The organism is Gordonia namibiensis NBRC 108229 (assembly GCF_000298235.1).
Lineage (GTDB): Bacteria > Actinomycetota > Actinomycetes > Mycobacteriales > Mycobacteriaceae > Gordonia > Gordonia namibiensis.
On sequence record NZ_BAHE01000010.1, the window covers coordinates 211,196 to 228,931 of the forward strand.

At 68.7% G+C, this 17,736-nt stretch carries 14 protein-coding genes; 6 read left to right on the plus strand and 8 right to left on the minus strand.

Annotated elements, in window-relative coordinates:
• Positions 1-44: 44 nt before the first annotated feature.
• Positions 45-509, plus strand: coding sequence for a tRNA (cytidine(34)-2'-O)-methyltransferase (locus tag GONAM_RS06475; RefSeq protein WP_006359166.1), 465 nt, complete (start codon positions 45-47; stop codon positions 507-509).
• Here the strand turns inward: GONAM_RS06475 and GONAM_RS06480 are convergent.
• Both GONAM_RS06480 and GONAM_RS06485 read right to left on the minus strand, forming a co-directional pair.
• Positions 506-733: a DUF167 domain-containing protein gene (locus GONAM_RS06480; RefSeq protein WP_005195902.1), complete on the minus strand. Its 228-nt coding sequence runs from the start codon at positions 731-733 to the stop codon at positions 506-508. The two genes, GONAM_RS06475 and GONAM_RS06480, sit on opposite strands and share 4 nt — an antisense overlap.
• 47 nt (positions 734-780) lie before the next feature.
• A complete protein-coding gene (locus GONAM_RS06485) occupies positions 781-4,065 on the minus strand; it encodes an error-prone DNA polymerase (protein ID WP_006865970.1) in 3,285 nt (1,094 codons plus the stop codon).
• 172 nt (positions 4,066-4,237) lie between these two features.
• On the opposite strand from GONAM_RS06485, the gene GONAM_RS06490 reads away from it, so the two are divergent.
• Positions 4,238-6,178 (plus strand): SDR family oxidoreductase, encoded by a 1,941-nt coding sequence (locus tag GONAM_RS06490; protein ID WP_006865971.1) that lies wholly within the window; start codon positions 4,238-4,240, stop codon positions 6,176-6,178.
• Positions 6,175-7,260: an alanine racemase gene (locus GONAM_RS06495; RefSeq protein ID WP_006865972.1), complete on the plus strand. Its 1,086-nt coding sequence runs from the start codon at positions 6,175-6,177 to the stop codon at positions 7,258-7,260. The genes GONAM_RS06490 and GONAM_RS06495 overlap by 4 nt, the downstream gene beginning before the upstream one ends.
• Positions 7,261-7,263: 3 nt before the next feature.
• Here the strand turns inward: GONAM_RS06495 and GONAM_RS06500 are convergent, their stop codons facing one another.
• From GONAM_RS06500 to GONAM_RS06515, 4 genes are all read right to left on the minus strand, one after another.
• On the minus strand, positions 7,264-8,313 hold the full coding sequence (locus tag GONAM_RS06500) for a UPF0158 family protein (protein ID WP_245548584.1): 1,050 nt from the start codon (positions 8,311-8,313) through the stop codon (positions 7,264-7,266).
• A 243-nt stretch (positions 8,314-8,556) separates the two neighbouring features.
• Positions 8,557-10,206 (minus strand): DNA polymerase Y family protein, encoded by a 1,650-nt coding sequence (locus tag GONAM_RS06505; RefSeq protein WP_006865974.1) that lies wholly within the window; start codon positions 10,204-10,206, stop codon positions 8,557-8,559.
• Positions 10,206-10,994 (minus strand): DnaE2-dependent mutagenesis accessory factor ImuA', encoded by a 789-nt coding sequence (imuA', locus tag GONAM_RS06510; protein ID WP_006865975.1) that lies wholly within the window; start codon positions 10,992-10,994, stop codon positions 10,206-10,208. Before imuA' ends, GONAM_RS06505 begins: the two co-directional genes overlap by 1 nt.
• 396 nt (positions 10,995-11,390) lie before the next feature.
• A complete protein-coding gene (locus GONAM_RS06515; protein WP_006865976.1) occupies positions 11,391-12,422 on the minus strand; it encodes an Rv2578c family radical SAM protein in 1,032 nt (343 codons plus the stop codon).
• A 78-nt stretch (positions 12,423-12,500) separates the two neighbouring features.
• Here GONAM_RS06515 and GONAM_RS06520 point away from each other — a divergent pair, with 78 nt between their 5' ends.
• Positions 12,501-13,760 (plus strand): serine/threonine-protein kinase, encoded by a 1,260-nt coding sequence (locus tag GONAM_RS06520; protein WP_040535576.1) that lies wholly within the window; start codon positions 12,501-12,503, stop codon positions 13,758-13,760.
• 92 nt (positions 13,761-13,852) lie between these two features.
• Here the strand turns inward: GONAM_RS06520 and GONAM_RS06525 are convergent, their stop codons facing one another.
• Together GONAM_RS06525 and GONAM_RS06530 are read right to left on the minus strand one after the other, a co-directional pair.
• Positions 13,853-14,572: a LuxR C-terminal-related transcriptional regulator gene (locus GONAM_RS06525; RefSeq protein ID WP_006865978.1), complete on the minus strand. Its 720-nt coding sequence runs from the start codon at positions 14,570-14,572 to the stop codon at positions 13,853-13,855.
• Positions 14,569-15,837: an ATP-binding protein gene (locus GONAM_RS06530; RefSeq protein ID WP_040535578.1), complete on the minus strand. Its 1,269-nt coding sequence runs from the start codon at positions 15,835-15,837 to the stop codon at positions 14,569-14,571. Before GONAM_RS06530 ends, GONAM_RS06525 begins: the two co-directional genes overlap by 4 nt.
• A 152-nt stretch (positions 15,838-15,989) precedes the next feature.
• Between GONAM_RS06530 and GONAM_RS06535 the strand changes: the two genes are divergently transcribed.
• Together GONAM_RS06535 and GONAM_RS06540 are read left to right on the plus strand one after the other, a co-directional pair.
• Complete coding sequence (locus GONAM_RS06535; protein ID WP_040535581.1) at positions 15,990-17,474, plus strand: PspC domain-containing protein; 1,485 nt, start codon at positions 15,990-15,992, stop codon at positions 17,472-17,474.
• Entirely contained in the window at positions 17,471-17,701 is a 231-nt protein-coding gene (locus tag GONAM_RS06540; protein ID WP_006865981.1) for a hypothetical protein, read from the plus strand. Before GONAM_RS06535 ends, GONAM_RS06540 begins: the two co-directional genes overlap by 4 nt.
• Positions 17,702-17,736 lie beyond the last annotated feature (35 nt).

Here is a 17,736-nt window from a genome sequence, read left to right on the forward strand (position 1 = left end):
GCGCTGTCATCGGCGTCGAGCCCGGCGACTACGCTGAGCACATCATGTTCCGGATCATGTTCTATCAGCCCTGTATCCCGCCGAACACCGGAAACGCGATCCGGCTGGCCGCCAACACCGGGTGCGAACTGCATCTCATCGAGCCGTTGGGGTTCTCGATGTCCGACGCCCAGGTCAAGCGGGCGGGGCTGGACTATCACGAGATGGCCAACGTGACCGTGCATCCCAACCTGGTGACGGCCTGGACCACGTTAAAGCCCGAGCGCGTGTTCGCGTTCACCGCGCACGCGGAGAGATATCACACCGACGTCGACTACCGGCCCGGCGATGTGCTGCTGTTCGGTCCGGAACCCACGGGTCTGCCCGACGAGGTGCTCGCCGAACCCGAGGTCACCGACCGGGTGCGCATCCCGATGCTCGCCGGTCGTCGATCGCACAACCTCGCCAACGCGGCGAGCATCGTCGTCTACGAGGCGTGGCGGCAGAACGGTTTCGCCGGCGCCGTCTAGTCGACGCGGTACCGCTTGGTGCGGGCGGTGGCCCCGCCGATGAGCGCGACTTTGCTCTTGGGTACGCCTAGATGTGAGGCGAGCAGCTCGGCGACCGCCTTGTTGGCACGCCCCTCGGTGGCGGGTTCGCGAACGTAGATGGTGAGGGCTCCGTCGGGTCCGGCCTCCACCAGCGGACCCTTGCTGCTCTTCGGCTTGACGGTCACCACGACCTGCTGCGACATCGATTTCCCCGATTCGTAGTTTGTCACTCCGGCAGGCCCCCCACGGGCTACTGCCAGTCCCTGGATCTGGTTCCCACCCGAAGATCCATGCGCTGCAAACGATCTGCGACGACGGTCACCGCGCCTTCGGCATTTTGTACCCGACCGCGCACCAGCAATGCCGGTGCGGTCTGTGCCAGTACACGGTACCGCGCCCAGAGGCCGACGGAACACACCACGTTGACCATTCCGGTCTCGTCTTCGAGATTGATGAAGGTCACGCCGGAGGCCGTTGCAGGTCGTTGGCGGTGTGTCACCGCCCCACCGATCAGTACGCGTGCACCGTCGGGCACCGACAGCAACCGGTCCGCCGCCACCACCCCCATCGCATCGAGCCGAGGGCGCAGGAACTGCGTCGGATACGACTTCGGGGTGATGCCGGTGGCCCAGGCGTCGGTGGCCGCCAGTTCGATGTCGGACAGACCGGGCAGCGTCGGCGTGGCACCCGCCGAGCGGAGTTCCAGCTGGTCGTCGCGGACGGTCGCGGCCGCACCGGCCTCCCAGAGCGCCTGGCGCCTACTGAGACCGAAACCGTCGAATGCCCCGGCCCCGGCGAGACCCTCGAGTTCCTTGGCGCTCAACGCGGCCCGACGGGAGACGTCGGTGATGTCGGTGTACGGTCCGTCGGCGCGCCGGTCGACGATCCGCTGGGCCGCCTCCTCCCCGACCCCGCGCACCTCGTCGAGCCCCAGCCGCACATCGAGGCCCTCGTTCTCCAGCGTCGCGTGCGCCAGGGAGGCGTTGATGTCGGGACGATGGACCGCGACCCCGTGCCGTCGGGCGTCGGCGACCAGCGTCTGCGGCGAGTAGAAACCCATCGGTTGGGCCCGCAGCAGCGCCGCGCAGAACGCGGCCGGGTGATGCAGCTTGAACCACGACGAGTAGAAGACCAGCGAGGCGAAACTCTGCGAATGACTCTCCGGGAAGCCGAAGTTGGCGAACGCGGCCATCTTCTCGAAGATGCGGTCGGCGGCGTCCCCGGTGATGCCGTGGAGCTCTTCCATCCCGGCATAGAAGCGTTTGCGCAGGCGTTCCATCTTCTCCGGCGACCGTTTGGAGCCCATCGCCCGACGCAGCTGGTCGGCCTCGGAGGCGTCGAAGCCCGCGACGTCGACGGCCAGCTGCATCAACTGTTCCTGGAACAGCGGCACCCCCAGCGTCCGCTCGAGGGCCTTGTGCATCGACGGGTGTTCGACGGTGACCGGCTCGTCTCCGTTGCGTCGCTTGATGAAGGGATGCACCGAACCACCCTGGATGGGACCGGGACGGATCAGCGCCACCTCGACGACGAGGTCGTAGAAACAACGCGGTTTCAGCCGCGGCAGGGTCGCCATCTGGGCGCGGGACTCCACCTGGAACACGCCGACCGAGTCGGCGCGGCACAGCATCTCGTAGACCGCCGGTTCGGCGAGGTCGAGTGTGGCGAGATCGACCTCGATGCCCTTGTGCTCGGCGACCAGATCGATCGCGTAGTGCAGCGCCGAGAGCATCCCGAGACCGAGCATGTCGAACTTGACCAGCCCGATGGCCGCGCAGTCGTCCTTGTCCCACTGCAGCACGCTGCGGTTCTCCATCCGCGCCCACTCCGTGGGGCAGACGTCGGCGATGGGCCGGTCACAGATCACCATGCCACCGGAGTGGATGCCCAGATGCCGTGGCATGCCCAGGATCTCACCGGCCAGATCGGTCACGTCGGAAGGCGCGGTGTCCGGGGACTTGGCCCAGGCGTCCTGCTGCCCGGGCGCATACCCCAGCGCCCGCGCCATGTCCCGGATCGCCGAGCGGCCGCGATAGGTGATGACGTTGGCCACCTGGGCGCTGCGATCCCGGCCGTACCGGCGGTAGACGTACTGAATGGCCTCCTCACGACGGTCGGACTCGATGTCGATGTCGATGTCGGGTGGCCCGTCGCGCTCTGGGGCGAGGAACCGCTCGAACAGCAGCTTGTTGGCGACCGGGTCGACGTTGGTGATCCCCAACGCGTAACAGACCGCCGAGTTGGCGGCACTCCCCCGGCCCTGACACAGGATGTCGTTGGCCTTGCAGAAGTCGACGATGTCGGCGACGACGAGGAAATAGCCGGGGAACGTGAGGGTTTCGATGATGGCCAGTTCGTGTTCGATCTGCCGGTAGGCCTGCGGATGTTCGACCGGTGTGCCGTATCGACGCCGGGCGCGGGTCATGGTGAGTTCGCGCAGCCAGCTGGCCTCCGTGTACCCCTCCGGCACGTCGAACGGCGGCAACTCCGGTGCGATCAGACCGAGCTCGAAGGCGCAGTCGGCGGCGATGCCGACCGCGTTGTCGATCGCGTCGAGGTGCGCGGGCATCAACCGGGCCATCTCGTCTCCGCTGCGCAGGTGTGCGCCGGCGACACCCGGCATCCAGCCGGCGATGGTCTCGATGTCGGTGCGTGCCCGTACCGCCGCCATCGCCATCGCCAGCCGGCGGCGTCGGGGTGCGGCGAAGTGCGCACCGGTGGTCGCAACCGTCGGCACCCCGACGCGGGCGGCGAGACCGGCGAGCACACCGTTGCGTTCGTCGTCGTCGGGCATGCCCTGTGCGGTGAGTTCGAGGACGACGTTGCCGTGGCCGTAGGTCTCGATCATCTCCCGCAGCGCGATCTCCGCGGCCGGGACGCCGCCGCGGTCCAGCGCACGCCGGACCGCACCCTTCCGGCAACCGGTGAGGACCAGCCAGTGTCCGTCGCCCGCACCGGCCAGCGCGTCGCGGTCGTAGCGCAGCAACCCCTTCTCACCCGCCACCATGTGCGCCTCGGCGATGGTCCGCGACAACCGCCGGTAACCCTCCCCGTCGCGCGCGAGGACCAGCAGATGTTCTCCCGGCGGATCGTTGAGGCCGGTCCGGGCGATGTCGGGTTCCAGCGACAGCTCGGCACCGAAGACGGTCGGCATCGCGAACTCGCGGGCGGCCTCCGCGAACCGGACGATGCCGTAGAAGCCGTCGTGATCGGTGACCGCCAGCGCCTGGAGCCCGAGGCGTTCGGCCTCCTCGACCAGTTCCTCCGGCATCGACGCGCCGTCGAGGAAGCTGTACGAGCTGTGGGCGTGGAGTTCGGCATAGGCCACCGACGACGAGCCGCGCGCGATGTCCTCCGCCTGGTAGGCGCCGCGTTTGCGCGACCAGGCCGGGCTGTCGCCGCCGTCGCCCGGGAACATCGCGTGGTCGCTGTCGTCGGGACCGAAGGCGGTGCCCGGACGCCCGCCGTCGGGCGCGCGACCGGAGAGCACCCGCTCCATCTCCGACCACGTCGGAGGTCCCTGATCCCAGCCCACCCGAACAGTCTATCGAACAGATTTTCGAATGAACATCTCGATTCCACACCCGGAAGTCATTGCGCTCGGGACAGGTAAGTGCAACTCTGAGTACCAGAAAGATTCCATCTCCCATCCGGGGGGACGAGGACATCAAGCGGGCCCACGCCCGCTCACATGATGGGATCCCTACATGACCAGCTACTTCATCACCGGAGGCAGCGGATTCATCGGCCGGCGCGTCATCGATCGACTCCTGACCGTCGACCCCGACGCGACCATCCACGCCCTGGTGCGAGAATCCTCCCGATCGGCGTTCGACGCCCTGCTCGACGAGCTCGGAGCCACCGACCGGGTGACCCCGGTCGTCGGGGATCTGACCAGCCCGGGTCTCGGCCTCGACGCGCATGACCTGCCGGAGTTCGACCACGTGGTCCACCTCGCCGCGATCTACGACATGGCCGCCGACGCCGAGTCACAGCGCGCGGCCAACGTCATCGGCACCTCTCGCGTCGCCGACTTCGCCATCGCCCACGACGCCCTGTTCCACCACGTGTCCTCGGTCGCCGTGGCCGGCGATCACCGCGGCCGGTTCACCGAAGCCGATTTCGAGGTCGGCCAGGGCTTTCCGACGGCGTACCACCGGACCAAGTTCGAGGCGGAGCGGGTCGTCCGCGAACGCGAGGGCCTGCGGTGGCGGGTGTACCGGCCCTCGATCGTGGTCGGCGACTCGCGAACCGGTGAGATGGACAAGATCGACGGCCCCTACTACTTCTTCGGTCACCTCACTGCGCTCGGCCATCTGCCGTCGAAGTTGCGGTTGCCGATGCCCGACCTCGGGAAGCTCAACATGGTGCCCGTCGACTTCGTCGCCGCCGCGATGGTCGCGCTCATCGCCGTGGACCCCGAACGCAGCGGGCTGGTGTTCCACCTCGGCGACCGACGTTCGCTGACCACCACCGAGATGTACAACGCACTCGCCCCGGCGTTCGGGGCACCTCGCGGTTTCGACGTCATCCCGCACTCGGTGGTCGAGCCCGCGCTGGCCCTGTCGGCCATGGGACCCGCTCGCGTCGGCCGCAATCTTATTGCCGCCCAACAGGGTATCCCGTCGGCGGTGCTCGACGCGGTGTCGTTGCCGGTGGACTTCTCCTCCGACGCCACCCTCGCCGTCCTCCACGAGCAAGGGATCAGCGTTCCCGACTTCACCGAGTACGCACCCGGCCTGTGGCAGTACTGGTCGGCCCACCTCGATCGCTCCCGCAACCGGCGCCGTGACCCCCGGGGTCCGCTGGTGGGCAAGAACATCCTGATCACCGGCGGGTCGAGCGGTATCGGCAAGGCCACCGCCCGGATGTGTGTCGCCCGCGGCGCCAACGTGATGATCGTGGCCCGGTCTGCCGAGGAACTCGATGCCGCCGCAGACGAATTGAATTCGACGACCAGCAAGAAGGGCATCCCACCGGGTCGTGCGGTGGCCTACCAGTGCGACATCACCGACGAGGAGTCGGTCAACGCGCTGGTCAAGTCGGTGCTTGCCGAGCACGGTCACGTGGACGTGCTGGTCAACAACGCCGGCCGGTCCATCCGACGCGCCACCGTGAACTCGGTGCAACGCTCGCACGACTACCACCGGGTCATGGCGGTCAACTACTTCGGCGCGGTCAACCTCATCCTCGGACTCCTGCCGCACATGGTGGCCCGGAGGTCGGGACATGTGGTCAACGTGACCTCGATCGCGGTGCAGTCCCGCGGACCGCGCTTCGGTGCATACGCGGCGTCGAAGGCGGCGCTGGAGGCGTTCAGCGACGTCACCGGCACCGAGACGGTCTCCGACCACGTCACGTTCTCCAATGTCCGTCTGCCGCTGGTGAAGACGCGGATGATCTCGCCCACCGAGGTCTACGACAACCAGCCCGGCACCTGGGATGTGGACAAGGCCGCGGCCCGCGTGCTGCACGCGATCGTCGACCGGCCCAAGCGGGTCAGCTCGGTCGTCGGGACGATCGCCGAGATCGGGCACCGCTTCACCCCCGATCTGACCACCCGCATCCTGCATCAGGAGTATCTGCTGTTCGGTGAGTCGGCGGCGGCGATGGGGCGGGCCCGCCGTTCGGGTGGGCGCGACGCGTGATCGACACCCCGTACCTCGAGGTCGACGTCGACCGCCTGGACCACAACCTCGCCACCCTCGCCGGAGCAGCCCGAAGCCTCGGGGTCGACGTGCGGCCGCACGCCAAGACCCACAAATGCGCCGAGATCGCCCGCCTGCAGATCGAGCACGGCGCGGTCGGCCTGACCGTGGCGACCATCGGCGAGGCCGAGGCCTTCGCCGACGCCGCGGAGATCACCGGGTGCACCGACATCTTCATCGCGTACCCATTGTGGCCGACCGCCGGTCAGGCAGCTCGGCTGCGCGCCCTCGCCGAGCGGGTCACCCTCCGACTGGGGATCGATTCCCTCGCCGGCGCACGGCATCTCGCGTCGGCGGTGGGTTCGGCGCCCATACAGGTGCTAGTCGAGGTCGACTCCGGCCAGCACCGCACCGGCGTCACCCCCGAACTGGCCGGTTCGGTCAGCGCCGCGGGTGCCGCGGAGGGACTCGACGTGATCGGCGTGTTCACCTTCCCGGGCCACTCCTATGGTCTCGGGGACACCCGACGCGACGCCGCCGCCCAGGAGCTGGCTGCACTGGCGACAGCGGCCGACGGGTTGCGCACCAACGGAATCGAACCGCGCATACGCAGTGGCGGCTCGACCCCGACGGTCGGCCTGCTCGACGCCGAGCAGGCGAACGTCCTGACCGAGATCCGGCCAGGCGTGTACCCGTTCAACGACGCACAGCAGGTGGAGATCGGCTCGTGCGGCTTCGGCGACGTCTCGTTGACCGCGGTCGCGACCGTGGTGCGCCGTGACAACCACCGGATCGTCCTCGACGCGGGCAGCAAGATCCTCGGCGCCGACCGCGCCCCCTGGGCCACCGGGTACGGCCGGCTCCTCGATCATCACGACGCCCGCATCGTGATGCTGTCGGAACATCATGCGGTGGTGGAGTTCCCGGCCGGGGCGTCCGACGAGCGCATCCCCGGTATCGGGAGTTTCGTCCGCGTGGTGCCGAATCACGTGTGCAACGCGGTCAACCTCGTCGACGAACTGGTGGCGATCGACGGCTCGGACACCCGCTGGCCGGTCATCGCGCGGGGACGGAACAGCTGACTCTCATCCGACGCGAACACCTTTCGACGCAAGATATTTTCGCGCACGCCCGAACTTGCGGTCTGTCGAAAATGCGTACCACTGTGTATGCAGATCCAATTCGTCTACGAGGTCACGGAACCGACGAAAGGCACCACGACCTTCGATCGCCCGCTCTAACTGGACCCGCAACTGCGGATCGCTCTGCCGTTCGGTGAAGTCCGCCATGTCCTGCCAAGCATCGGGAGATCCGATGCATTCGAACGCAAGCCAGCGATCTGGGTCATCTTCTACGTCGACGCTGTTGCCCTCCCCGACCATGTCCGGATCCATCAACTCGTCGTTGTAGACGTCGCCCGTCTGTAGGTCGATGTAGCCGCCCGCCGAGCGGTTCGGATCGGTCTCCATCTCACCGCACAGCATCTCCAGATCCACCGGGACGACGCGGCCAGGCAGTGGTTCACGGCGGAGACACGCCAGCAGGTCCGCGGCCAGTTCGGCGTCGCCGGGCAGGCCACGGCGCGTCAGCCTGTTGACGATCGACAGCGCCACGGGCTCAACGCGTTCACGTAACGACTCGAGCGCCGCGGGGATTCCGGCTCCGATCTGCTGAAGGACATCGTCGACCTCGCAACCGTCGACCGCGTCGAGAAAGCGGGTGGCGTCCGACGTAGCGATCGCAGCCCGCACCTCCGCCAGGTCGACCTCCTTGATCACACGCTGTTCGGGCCACAGAGCGGCCAACATCGGGTGTGGGCTGCCGGGGCGCCGAGGTGCTCGATTTCTACCGTCTTCATCTGCCCATCGACGCCCGTACTGATCAGGGATGTCGCCCCAGCCCCAATTCGGGAGTGGGCTGTCGGGCCGGAACCCGAACACCTCCACCGGATCCACCTTCTGCGTGGCCACCGAACAGCAGTGCGTCCAGTCGTCACCCAGATCGAAGACGTACCGGAACTCGCTTCCGGGCTTCACGAGCCGGACCACCTTGGCCGAGTCGATGTCCACCACCTCCCGGAGCGGACCGTGGCTTCCTCCGGTCATCTCAGCAGCCGTCTCGAGGTCGGTGACCACACGTCCGTCGTCAAGAGTGAACATCGACAGGTGCGCGAGGTCCCACCGCGCGAACGCGGTGTTGATGGAGAACGCGAGATCGATGAAGGTGTGCGATGGCCCGATCGCGAAGACCCTTCCCGGATACGGCCATAGTTCCTGCCCCCGTCCGCCGAGCAGTTCCACTGTCACTGACAACCAGGTTCGTGCCATGCGACCGAGGGTGCCACCGCGACCTCGATCCGTCAGCCCGACGAAACCGGTTCACTCGTAGACCCCTTCGACGATCCACTCCCCGCCGCGATAACAGAGCAGCAGGGCACGTGAGTCGTCGAGCAGGACCTGCGCCCGGGCGGTCAGCTCCGTGGCCCCCGCCGCGGATGCCCGTTCCATGCCGACCGGCCACGGTCCGGCCCACCAGCACAGTCCCCAGCTCGCCTTTCGACCTTTCCCGCGACCCGGCGACCCCGACAGCCGGACGGTCACCGGTTCGGCGGTGAACGCTCCCCGCTCGGTCACCCGCACCGGCTGACCGAGTGCGTCGAGCACGCTGATCGCCGTCTCCACCAGCATGGTCGGGGTGGGTTGCGGCAGGTGGCCCGGCCACGGCGCGGAGGGGTCGCGGCGCGGTGTCCGCTCGTCACCGAGGGACACCATCGTGATTCGTTCGGCCGGACCGCGGCCGCCGCTGAGCACCGGGATGCGCACGGCATCACCCCCCAGCAGGCCTTGGATGCGGACCAGGGAGCGTCGGGCGCGTTCTTCGACGTCCGGGTCGACCGCCGAGCCACCGTTGAGGGTGTCCGAGAGCTGGTAGTGCAGGGAACCGGCCTCGACGACCTCCACCGGCTCCAGCCGCAGGCGCACGATCGGCGAGTCGGGGCGGGTGTCCTTGGCCTGGCCTCTCGTCCGTCCGTTCCCCCGTCGGCCACCGGTCAGCCAGCCCTCCAGCTGCCATCGGATGCGGTCCGCGGTGGTCTCCGGGGTCAGCGGCTGCGCACAGTTCCACGTCCGCGAATGTTGCTGTCCGCGTTCGGTGGTCGCCTCGATGGTGAGTCGGGTGCAGGCAACGGCGGCGTCGCGCAGGCGCCGGTGGAGCTTCTCGGCGAGGGTGCGGCCGATGAACGCCGCGGCGTCGATGCGGTCGACGGGCGGATCGCAGGTGTGGTCGACGTCCAGTTCGGCCGGTAGGTGGCGGCCCGACGGCACTCGACCCGGCAACGCGTTGGCCAGACGGTGCGCGAGCACCGCGTCCCGGGCGAAACGGGTCGCCACGTCGGCGATGTCCATCTCGGCGAATGCGCCGATGGTGCCGATCCCCAGGCGCCGCAGCAGATCCACCAGCTCGGCACGCGACGGATCGCTCATGCTCGGTTCGAGGGCGAGGTCGGCGATGGGCCGGTCGGCGAGATAGGCCCGGTCCCCGCCCGGCTCCACCTGATGGCCGCGCCGCGCGGCGAGGACCGCGGTGAAGATCTCGTCGGCGATGCCGACCTGCGATTCGATGCCGCAGGCCGACACGATGTCGACGAGTTCCTCGGCGAGTGCCTCCATGCCGCCGAAGTAGCGCGCCGCCCGGTCTCCGGGGATCACCAGCAGACCGGGCCGGAGCACCTCGAGGGTCGGGATCACCTCGGCCACCGCGGCCACCACCGGATCGAACAGCCGACCGTCGCGGACCTCGTCGGCCGCGACGACGGTCATCTCCGGGCAGAGTGCCTGCGCCTGGCGTTTGCGCATGCCGCGTCGGACGCCGACGGCCCGGGCGGTGGACGAGCAGGCCACCACCCGATTCGCCGACAGCACCGCCACCGGATGCAGCGGCGGCAGATCGGCCTCGGCGGCCGCCGCCATCGCCGGCCAGTCCGGGCACCAGAGCGCGAGGGTCCGCCTGGTGGGTTCCTGCCGTGTCATCAGTTCGCGACCGCGAGGATCGGACGAGTGCTCGTCGTCGAGACCATCTCCACCGAGCGATCGGCCCCCTGGCCTCGCGCCAGGAGATCGACCTCGGTGCTCTGCGTCTGCCGGCCGCGTCCCGATGCCGTTACCTGCAGTCTCATCCCGCCGATGCGGCCGTAACCACTGCGTGCGGTGTCGAGGTCGGTGGCGCCGGACAACAACGGACTGTGCCGGTAGGTGAGCACCCGCGCCTCGATGTTCAGCTGCGCACCCGGCCAGGTGCCCCCGGCGACCAGCAGGACCGACGACTGCTTGCGGACGCGTCCCATCACCACGCGTGCCCGCGACGGGGGCACCGCATCCGCCGTACCCGGCCCCACACGGCCGAGCACCACCAGGTCCATGCCGTCGAGCAGGACGGCGGCCACCTCCACCGGATCGATGCCGGGGTCGGGGATGGTGGCGATGCGCGAGAGGTCCGCACCCATCTCCACCGCCGAGAGCAGGCTCAGCCGGGGCATCCCGACGATCCCGACCTGGCCGCCCGCACGGGTGACCGACGCGATCATCGCGACCAGCAACGAGTTGGCGCCGTCGAACCGGGCGACCGTACCGCGCGGAATCCCGTTGTGCGGCAATATCTCCGACAACGGCTCCGGAATCGGCAGCACGCCGGCGGCCGGGTCGCGGGTCTCCACCACAGGCCGGTCGGGGCGTCCGGACATCGCCGCCATGCGTCGGCGGAGTCCGGCCAATTCATCCGTACGGGACGACACATCCATGACACGGGACGACACATCCATGACACTCTCCAGTCGCGTGGTGGTACTCGAGCGAGCCGGGAAGGTGCTGCGCCATCTGGTCCTCGAACCGCTGTGGGAATGATCCGAGAGGGTGATCTCGTCCGCCGATCATTCGAACATTGTTTCGATAACCAGAGAGTAGAACCACCCACCGACAAGCGTCAACCGACGCCCATCGGCGACCCACGAACAGGTGTAACACGTTGCACTGGCGCAACTTTCGCCACAGACCCCGAGGTGCGAACACCAACCCCGCTGCCTGAGGTGAGAGGAGCGCAAGCGACGAGCCACGAAGGCCTGGTGACGTCATCTCACCAGGCCTTCGTGGCTCGCTTCGCTCGCACCTCAGGCAGCGGGGGCAGCTCGCTTCGCTCTCGCACCTCAGGCAGCAGAGAGTCAGAACAGAGTGAGCGCGTGCTGCAGCTCGGGTGCGGCCACCGACCCGGGCGATCCCGCGTCCGAGCCGGACTGCCGCAGACCACCGGAGCCCGCCAGCCCATGCTGCTGCACCAAGGGCTGCATCCGCTCCCGCAGCCACGACGAGTACTCCGGCGTCACGTAGGCACCGCGCCCGTAGAGTCCGCGATACCTACGGATCAGGGCGGGGTGTTCCTCGGCCAGCCACTCCAGGAACCACGGTTTGGTCGAGGACCGCAGGTGCATGGGGAACGCGGTCACACCCGATGCCCCCGCGTCGGCGAGAGCCCCGAGCAGCTCGTCGAGATGCGATTTCGCATCCGTCAGGTATGGGATGACCGGTGCGACCATCACGTGCGGCGCCAGGCCGGCATCGGCGAGGTCGCGGATCAACGACAGTCTGGCCTGCGGCGACGGGGTGCCGGGTTCGATCTTCTTCTGCAGATCCGAATCGATGATGGCCAGCGAGATGCCGATGCTCACCGGGACCTGGCCCGCCGCCTGCCGCAGCAGAGGCAGATCGCGCCGGATCAGCGTCCCCTTGGTGAGGATCGAGAACGGCGTCCGGGACTCCGCGAGCGCGGAGATCACCCCCGGCATGAGCTTGTACCGGCCCTCCGCGCGCTGATACGGGTCGGTGTTGGTGCCCAGCGCGACGGTCTCCCGCGTCCACGAGCGACGCTTGAGCTCCTTGCGCAGCACCGCGGCCACGTTCAGCTTCACGACCACCTGGGAGTCGAAGTCCTTGCCTGCATCGAGGTCGAGGTATTCGTGCGTCGGCCGGGCGAAACAATAGCGGCACGCGTGAGTGCATCCGCGAAAAGTGTTGACGGTGAACTGGAACGGGAGATGAGACGCTTCCGGGACACGATTGAGAGCACTCTTCGCGAGCACCTCGTGGAAGGTGACACCCTCGAAGTCGGGTGTTCGCACCGACCGCACCAGGCCGGAGCGGCTCAGCCCGGGGAGCGCCCCGTCGTCGACCTCGACCGCCTGCTCGGACCATCGCATAGAGCGAGTCGAACACATGTGCGATCACACTGTCAAGCGCGGTGCCCGCCGACGAGCCCTCGCGGCTATCATCGCCGTATGCCACCGTCCGTCGGAACCCATCATGCCCCAGGTCCCCAGTACCTGGTGGCCGGCCGATACCGCCTGAAGTCGCGGATCGGCGGCGGCGGCATGGGCACGGTGTGGCTGGCCCGCGATCAACTCCTCGATCGCGACGTGGCCGTCAAGCAGGTCGTCTCCACCGAGGGCCTCACCGAGGATTCCGCGGACAACGTCCGCAAGCGCGCGATGCGCGAGGGTCGCATCGCGGCGAAGCTGTCCCATCGCAACGCCATCGCGATGCACGACGTCGCCCTCGACCGCGGCGAGCCGTGGCTGGTGATGGAATACCTGCCGTCGCGCAGCGTCGCCCAGATCCTGCACGCCGTAACAACACTCGAGCCGAGGGAAGCGGCCCAGATCGGCGCGCAGGTGGCCGACGCGATGGTCGAGGCCCACGCTGCCGGGATCGTGCACCGCGACATCAAGCCGGGCAACATCCTGATCGCCGAGGGCGGCCGCAACGCCGGGCTCGTCAAGATCACCGACTTCGGTATCTCGCGGGCCAAGGACGACGTCACCCTCACCCAGACCGGCGTGATCACCGGCACCCCAGCCTATTTCGCGCCCGAGGTGGCTCGCGGCGCGGAGCCGATGGAGGCCTCCGACGTCTACTCGCTGGGCGCCACGATCTACACGATGGTCGAAGGTCAGCCGCCGTTCGGCGTCGATGACAACTCGATCGCCTTGCTGCACAAGGTCGCTCGTGCGCGGATCAATCCGATGACCAAGGCCGGCGACCTCGAACCGGTCCTGTTGCGCTTGCTGGAACCGAGCCCGACGAAGCGGCCGACGATGGCCGAGGCACGCGATGCCCTCACCGCGTTCGCGGCGGGTTCGCGCGGCACCAAGGACCAGGTACTCACCGGACTCATCACCCGCCCCGGCGCCGGTACGCCCGTGTGGGCGCAGCGCAACAACCGATCGTCGACCACAGGGCCTCACCGCCCGGTGGCGGGCGCGACGCTGCCGCCCTACGCCCCGACCCTGGCCGGCGACCGCGGCTCACGCGACATCCCACACACCCGCCAGGAGCACCACTCCCCGACCCTGATGTCGACGCCGCCGTATTCGATGACGTCCCAGTCGTCGTCGCCCCACCGTCAGCCGATGAACCCCGGCTACGGAGAACCGACCCGCAACTCCGCGACCTCGAGCACCGCACTCGCGGTGTCGGTGTTCGTGTTCTTCGCTGTGCTGGCAGTGCTCGTGGTCCTGGCGATCGCGCTGCTGCGCTAGGGCTTTGGAGTTGAATGCGCCGCAGCTCCCGCGTGGCCGATTCCTTCCCGCTTACCGGATAGCGCCCGCGGGAGGTAAACGCTCCCGCGGGATCAGCCGATGTGGCGCGTGGCCGCCCAGCGGGTCAGCGCGTTCCGGTTGGACTGCTGGGTCTTGCGCAGCACGTTCGACGCGTGCGTCTCGACGGTCTTGATCGAGATGAAGAGTTCCTCGGCGATCTCCCGGTAGGTGTAGCCGCGGGCCAGCAGTCGCAACACCTCGAGCTCACGGCGGGTGAGGGAGTCGAGTTCGGGGTCCAGCGGCGGTTCGGGCGCCGACGACTTACCGGTGAACGAGTCGAGCACGAACCCGGCCAGCCGAGGGCTGAACACCGCGTCACCCTCCGCGACCCGGCGCACCGCATCGGCGAGTTCGGCGCCGTCGATCGTCTTGGTGACATACCCCCGGGCGCCGGCCCGAATCGTCGCGATCACGTCCTCGGCGGCGTCGGAGACGCTCAGGGCGAGGAAGACCGGCGCGTTCTCCGCATCGGCACCGAGCCGGTCGAGGACACCCCGCAACACCGCGACCCCGCCGCCGGCGGGCATGTGGACGTCGAGGAGCACCACATCCGGTGCGGTGGAAACGATCCCGGCGATCGCTTCCGGCACGGTGCCCGCCTCGCCGACCACACGTAGTCCCGACTCGTCGGCCAGTTCCGCGCGCACTCCGGAACGGAACACGGCGTGGTCGTCGACGAGGTACACGGTGTAGGTCGACGCCGGGGCGTCGGTCGTCGTGTCCGTCGGGTTCGGGGTCTGCTCGGGGGTCATCTCACCTTCCGGTCATCCGTCGATTCGTTCTCTGCCTGTTCTACCGGGGATGCCGTGGAGTCGCCTGCTTCCTCGACCACCGACACACCGTCGATGCGCGGCATCGTGAGCGCGACGTTGGTGCCGCGTCCGGGGTTCGAGGTGATCGCCACACGGCCACCCATGCGTTCCATCCGCGCCCGGATGGACCGGCTGATGCCCTGTCGATCCTCGTCGATGACGTCCGGATCGAAGCCGACGCCGCGGTCGCGGACGAACACCTCGACCTGATCCTCGGTCACCTCGCTGTACACGTCGACGGTGCGCTCCCCGGAATGCTTGGCCGCGTTCACCAGCGCCTCACGGGTCGCACCCGCCAGCGCCGACCAGCGTTTGGCATCGCGCGCGTCGCTGGGACGTAGATCGCCGACGGTGATGATCTCGACGTCGACCCCGTAGGCGTCCTCGACTTCCGCGCCGACGCTGCGCAGCGCCGCGGCGAGCGAACCACGTTCCTGGGCGGGGTCGCCGAACAGCCACGCACGGAGCTCGCGTTCCTGACTGCGGGCGAGGCGCGCGACCTCCTCCGGGCGATGTGCCTTCTTCTGGATGAGAGCGAGGGTCTGCAGCACGGAATCGTGTAGGTGCGAGGCGATCTCCTCGCGTTCGGCGTTGCGGATGCGTGCGGCACGTTCCTCGTTGAGAGCCCGCCACATCCGCATCCACAGCGGCACGGTGAGGAGTACGACACCGATCAGGGTCGCCACCACCGCGAGGATCGTCGAGTTGAGTCCGCCGAAACTGCGGTCGCCGGCGAGGACGATCACCACGAGCCCGCCGACCACCAGCAGCACACCGCCGATCAACCGTGTCCAGGTCAGCAGCGGAGCGCGCGGCGCCCGATGTGAGGTGTCGAACTCGCGCCACACCAGGCTCGCGCCGATGGCGATGAAAACGAACGGAACCAGATACTCCGCGGGCGTGCCCGACGCGGCGAAGCCGACGACCGACATCGCCACGAGCCCGATCACCGCGAGTCCGAGTGACTGCCTGCGCTCGCCCGGTGCGGGCGGTGCGGTGTCCTTGCCGGGCGGGCAGAAGAACCAGAGCAGACCGTAGGCCGCGACCCCGGCGCCGGCGAGCGCGGCGAGCACCACGAACACGATCCGGACGCGGAAGACGTCGACCCCCAGATGGTCGGCTATGCCGCCGGCGACCCCGGCGACCACCCGGCCGCCGTCCCGTCGTACCAGCCGCGGGGCAGGCTCCACCTCCGTTCCACTCACTCCTCGATGTTCCCACGGGCGACGAATCCGGACATCGGGGTTCACCCCTGTTTCTGTGCCCTCGATCTCGGGGTCGAGGGTCGCATCCCCGATCAACCCCGGGCGGAAATCAGGGGATCACCCGATGTGCGGCGGGTGCCCGGCAGAGCACGATGATCGCCATGGACACCAAGGAGTTCCAGAGTCAGATCAGGGAGATGTGGTCGACACGCCCCTACCGTCCGGAGAACCGGACCATCGCCGGCGTGTGCAGCGGCATCGCCGCCCGCTACCGCGTCGATCCCACGCTCGTGAAGATCGCCTTCGTGGTGTCCGCCTTCTTCGGCGGCAGCGGGCTCATCCTGTACCTCGCGGCGTGGATCGCGTTCCCGGGCCGGCAGCGCGCCCAGGCCGAGGCGGTACGCGCCGCGAACGCCGGGCACCGCGGTCACCGACGCCACGGACCGCCGTGGGGCAATCCCCAGTTCATCGTGCTGGCGGTCCTCGCGATCGTCATCGTCACCTCGGTCGGCCCGAACCGCACCTGGGGGTCGGGCGGCCTGGTCGGCGCGATCCTCATGCTGGGCGGGTGGTACCTGCTCCACCTGCGCACTCCGACTCCCCCGCCCGGTACCAGCATCGACACCGTCGCCGTCACCGACGTCGTCGTGCCGCCGCCGACGGCGGGACAGTTCGAACGCTGGGTCCCGCGCGCCATGGCCGGCACCGGGATCACCGGCGCCCCGGCGAACACGCCCACCTCCACGAGCGCACCGAACGTGAACCTGCAGAAACCTGCGGCCGACACCGGAACACAACGGGGTCCGGCAACGACCGAGAACCCGACCACGGAGTCAACTGACCCCGCGGCCACAGAGGAGATCTCCATGACCAAGAGCGACGTCGACACCGCATCGGACGGGACGCAGCGCTGGTCACCCCTGCCGACACCGGTGCCCGCCTCCGACGACGTCGACACCTCCCCGCCCTCCTGGGATCCGCTGGGCGTGGCCCCGTTCGCCTGGGATCTGCCCGAACCCGCCACACCGGCGAAGCCGGTCGAGCAGCGGCGTCGCCGGTCACCGTTGACGCTGATCGTCCTCGGGCTGGCGGTCATCGTCGGAGCGATCGGGACCGCCCTGCATCAGGCGGGGGTCGACTGGTTCACCGTGCCGCGCATCCTGTCCCTGTGTCTGGCGGTCGTCGGTGCCGGCCTCGTGCTGGCCGCGACGCTGCGTCGGCGCACCGGTGAGCACAGCACCGGCCTGTTGCCGGTCGCCATCCTGCTGGGTGTCGCGACCATCGTGACCACCACGGTCTCCGGTGTCACCCTGCCCACCGGCGGGGCCGGCGACCGGAACTGGAAGCCGCTGAGCGAGAACGACATCCAGCCCGAGTACACCCTCGGGATGGGCGAGATGACCCTCGACCTGCGGGAGATCGACCTCACCGCCGACCGACGCGTGGAACTGCGCAACGGGATGGGCGTCATCGAGGTCGCGCTGCCCGAGAACATGAACGTCCGCGTCACCTGCGACACCGGCATCGGCGACATCGACTGTCCCGCCGGACTCGACGGTGGCCGTGACGGCACGGACGGACCAGTCCTCGAGATCGACGCACACACCGGCATGGGAGAGGTTCGGGTCACCCGATGAACGAGCAACTCGACAGCGGCCCGAACATGGCTGACGACCACACCGAATCGACCCACCGCGCACCGGGGTTGGGGGTCGTGGGCATCGCGGCCCTGGCCGTCGCGGGGTGGGGACTCGCCGGCGGACCGGCACTGCCCGACGCGGCGAACCTCGGCTGGGCGGCCGTCGGCATCGGACTGCTCATCGGACTGATCCTGATCATCTCCGGAACACGTAGCCGGGGATGAGGGACGAGGGGTGAATGCGATCAGGCCGGCGTGAT

Bases quoted from the DNA above. Each gene is read 5' to 3' on its own strand.
- GONAM_RS06475 (WP_006359166.1), top strand. From the start codon at position 45: ATGTTCCGGATCATGTTCTATCAGCCCTGTATCCCGCCGAACACCGGA.
- GONAM_RS06480 (WP_005195902.1), bottom strand. From the start codon at position 733: ATGTCGCAGCAGGTCGTGGTGACCGTCAAGCCGAAGAGCAGCAAGGGT.
- GONAM_RS06490 (WP_006865971.1), top strand. From the start codon at position 4,238: ATGACCAGCTACTTCATCACCGGAGGCAGCGGATTCATCGGCCGGCGC.
- GONAM_RS06505 (WP_006865974.1), bottom strand. From the start codon at position 10,206: ATGACACGGCAGGAACCCACCAGGCGGACCCTCGCGCTCTGGTGCCCG.
- imuA' (WP_006865975.1), bottom strand. From the start codon at position 10,994: ATGGATGTGTCGTCCCGTGTCATGGATGTGTCGTCCCGTACGGATGAA.
- GONAM_RS06515 (WP_006865976.1), bottom strand. From the start codon at position 12,422: ATGCGATGGTCCGAGCAGGCGGTCGAGGTCGACGACGGGGCGCTCCCC.
- GONAM_RS06520 (WP_040535576.1), top strand. From the start codon at position 12,501: ATGCCACCGTCCGTCGGAACCCATCATGCCCCAGGTCCCCAGTACCTG.
- GONAM_RS06525 (WP_006865978.1), bottom strand. From the start codon at position 14,572: ATGACCCCCGAGCAGACCCCGAACCCGACGGACACGACGACCGACGCC.
- GONAM_RS06535 (WP_040535581.1), top strand. From the start codon at position 15,990: ATGATCGCCATGGACACCAAGGAGTTCCAGAGTCAGATCAGGGAGATG.
- GONAM_RS06540 (WP_006865981.1), top strand. From the start codon at position 17,471: ATGAACGAGCAACTCGACAGCGGCCCGAACATGGCTGACGACCACACC.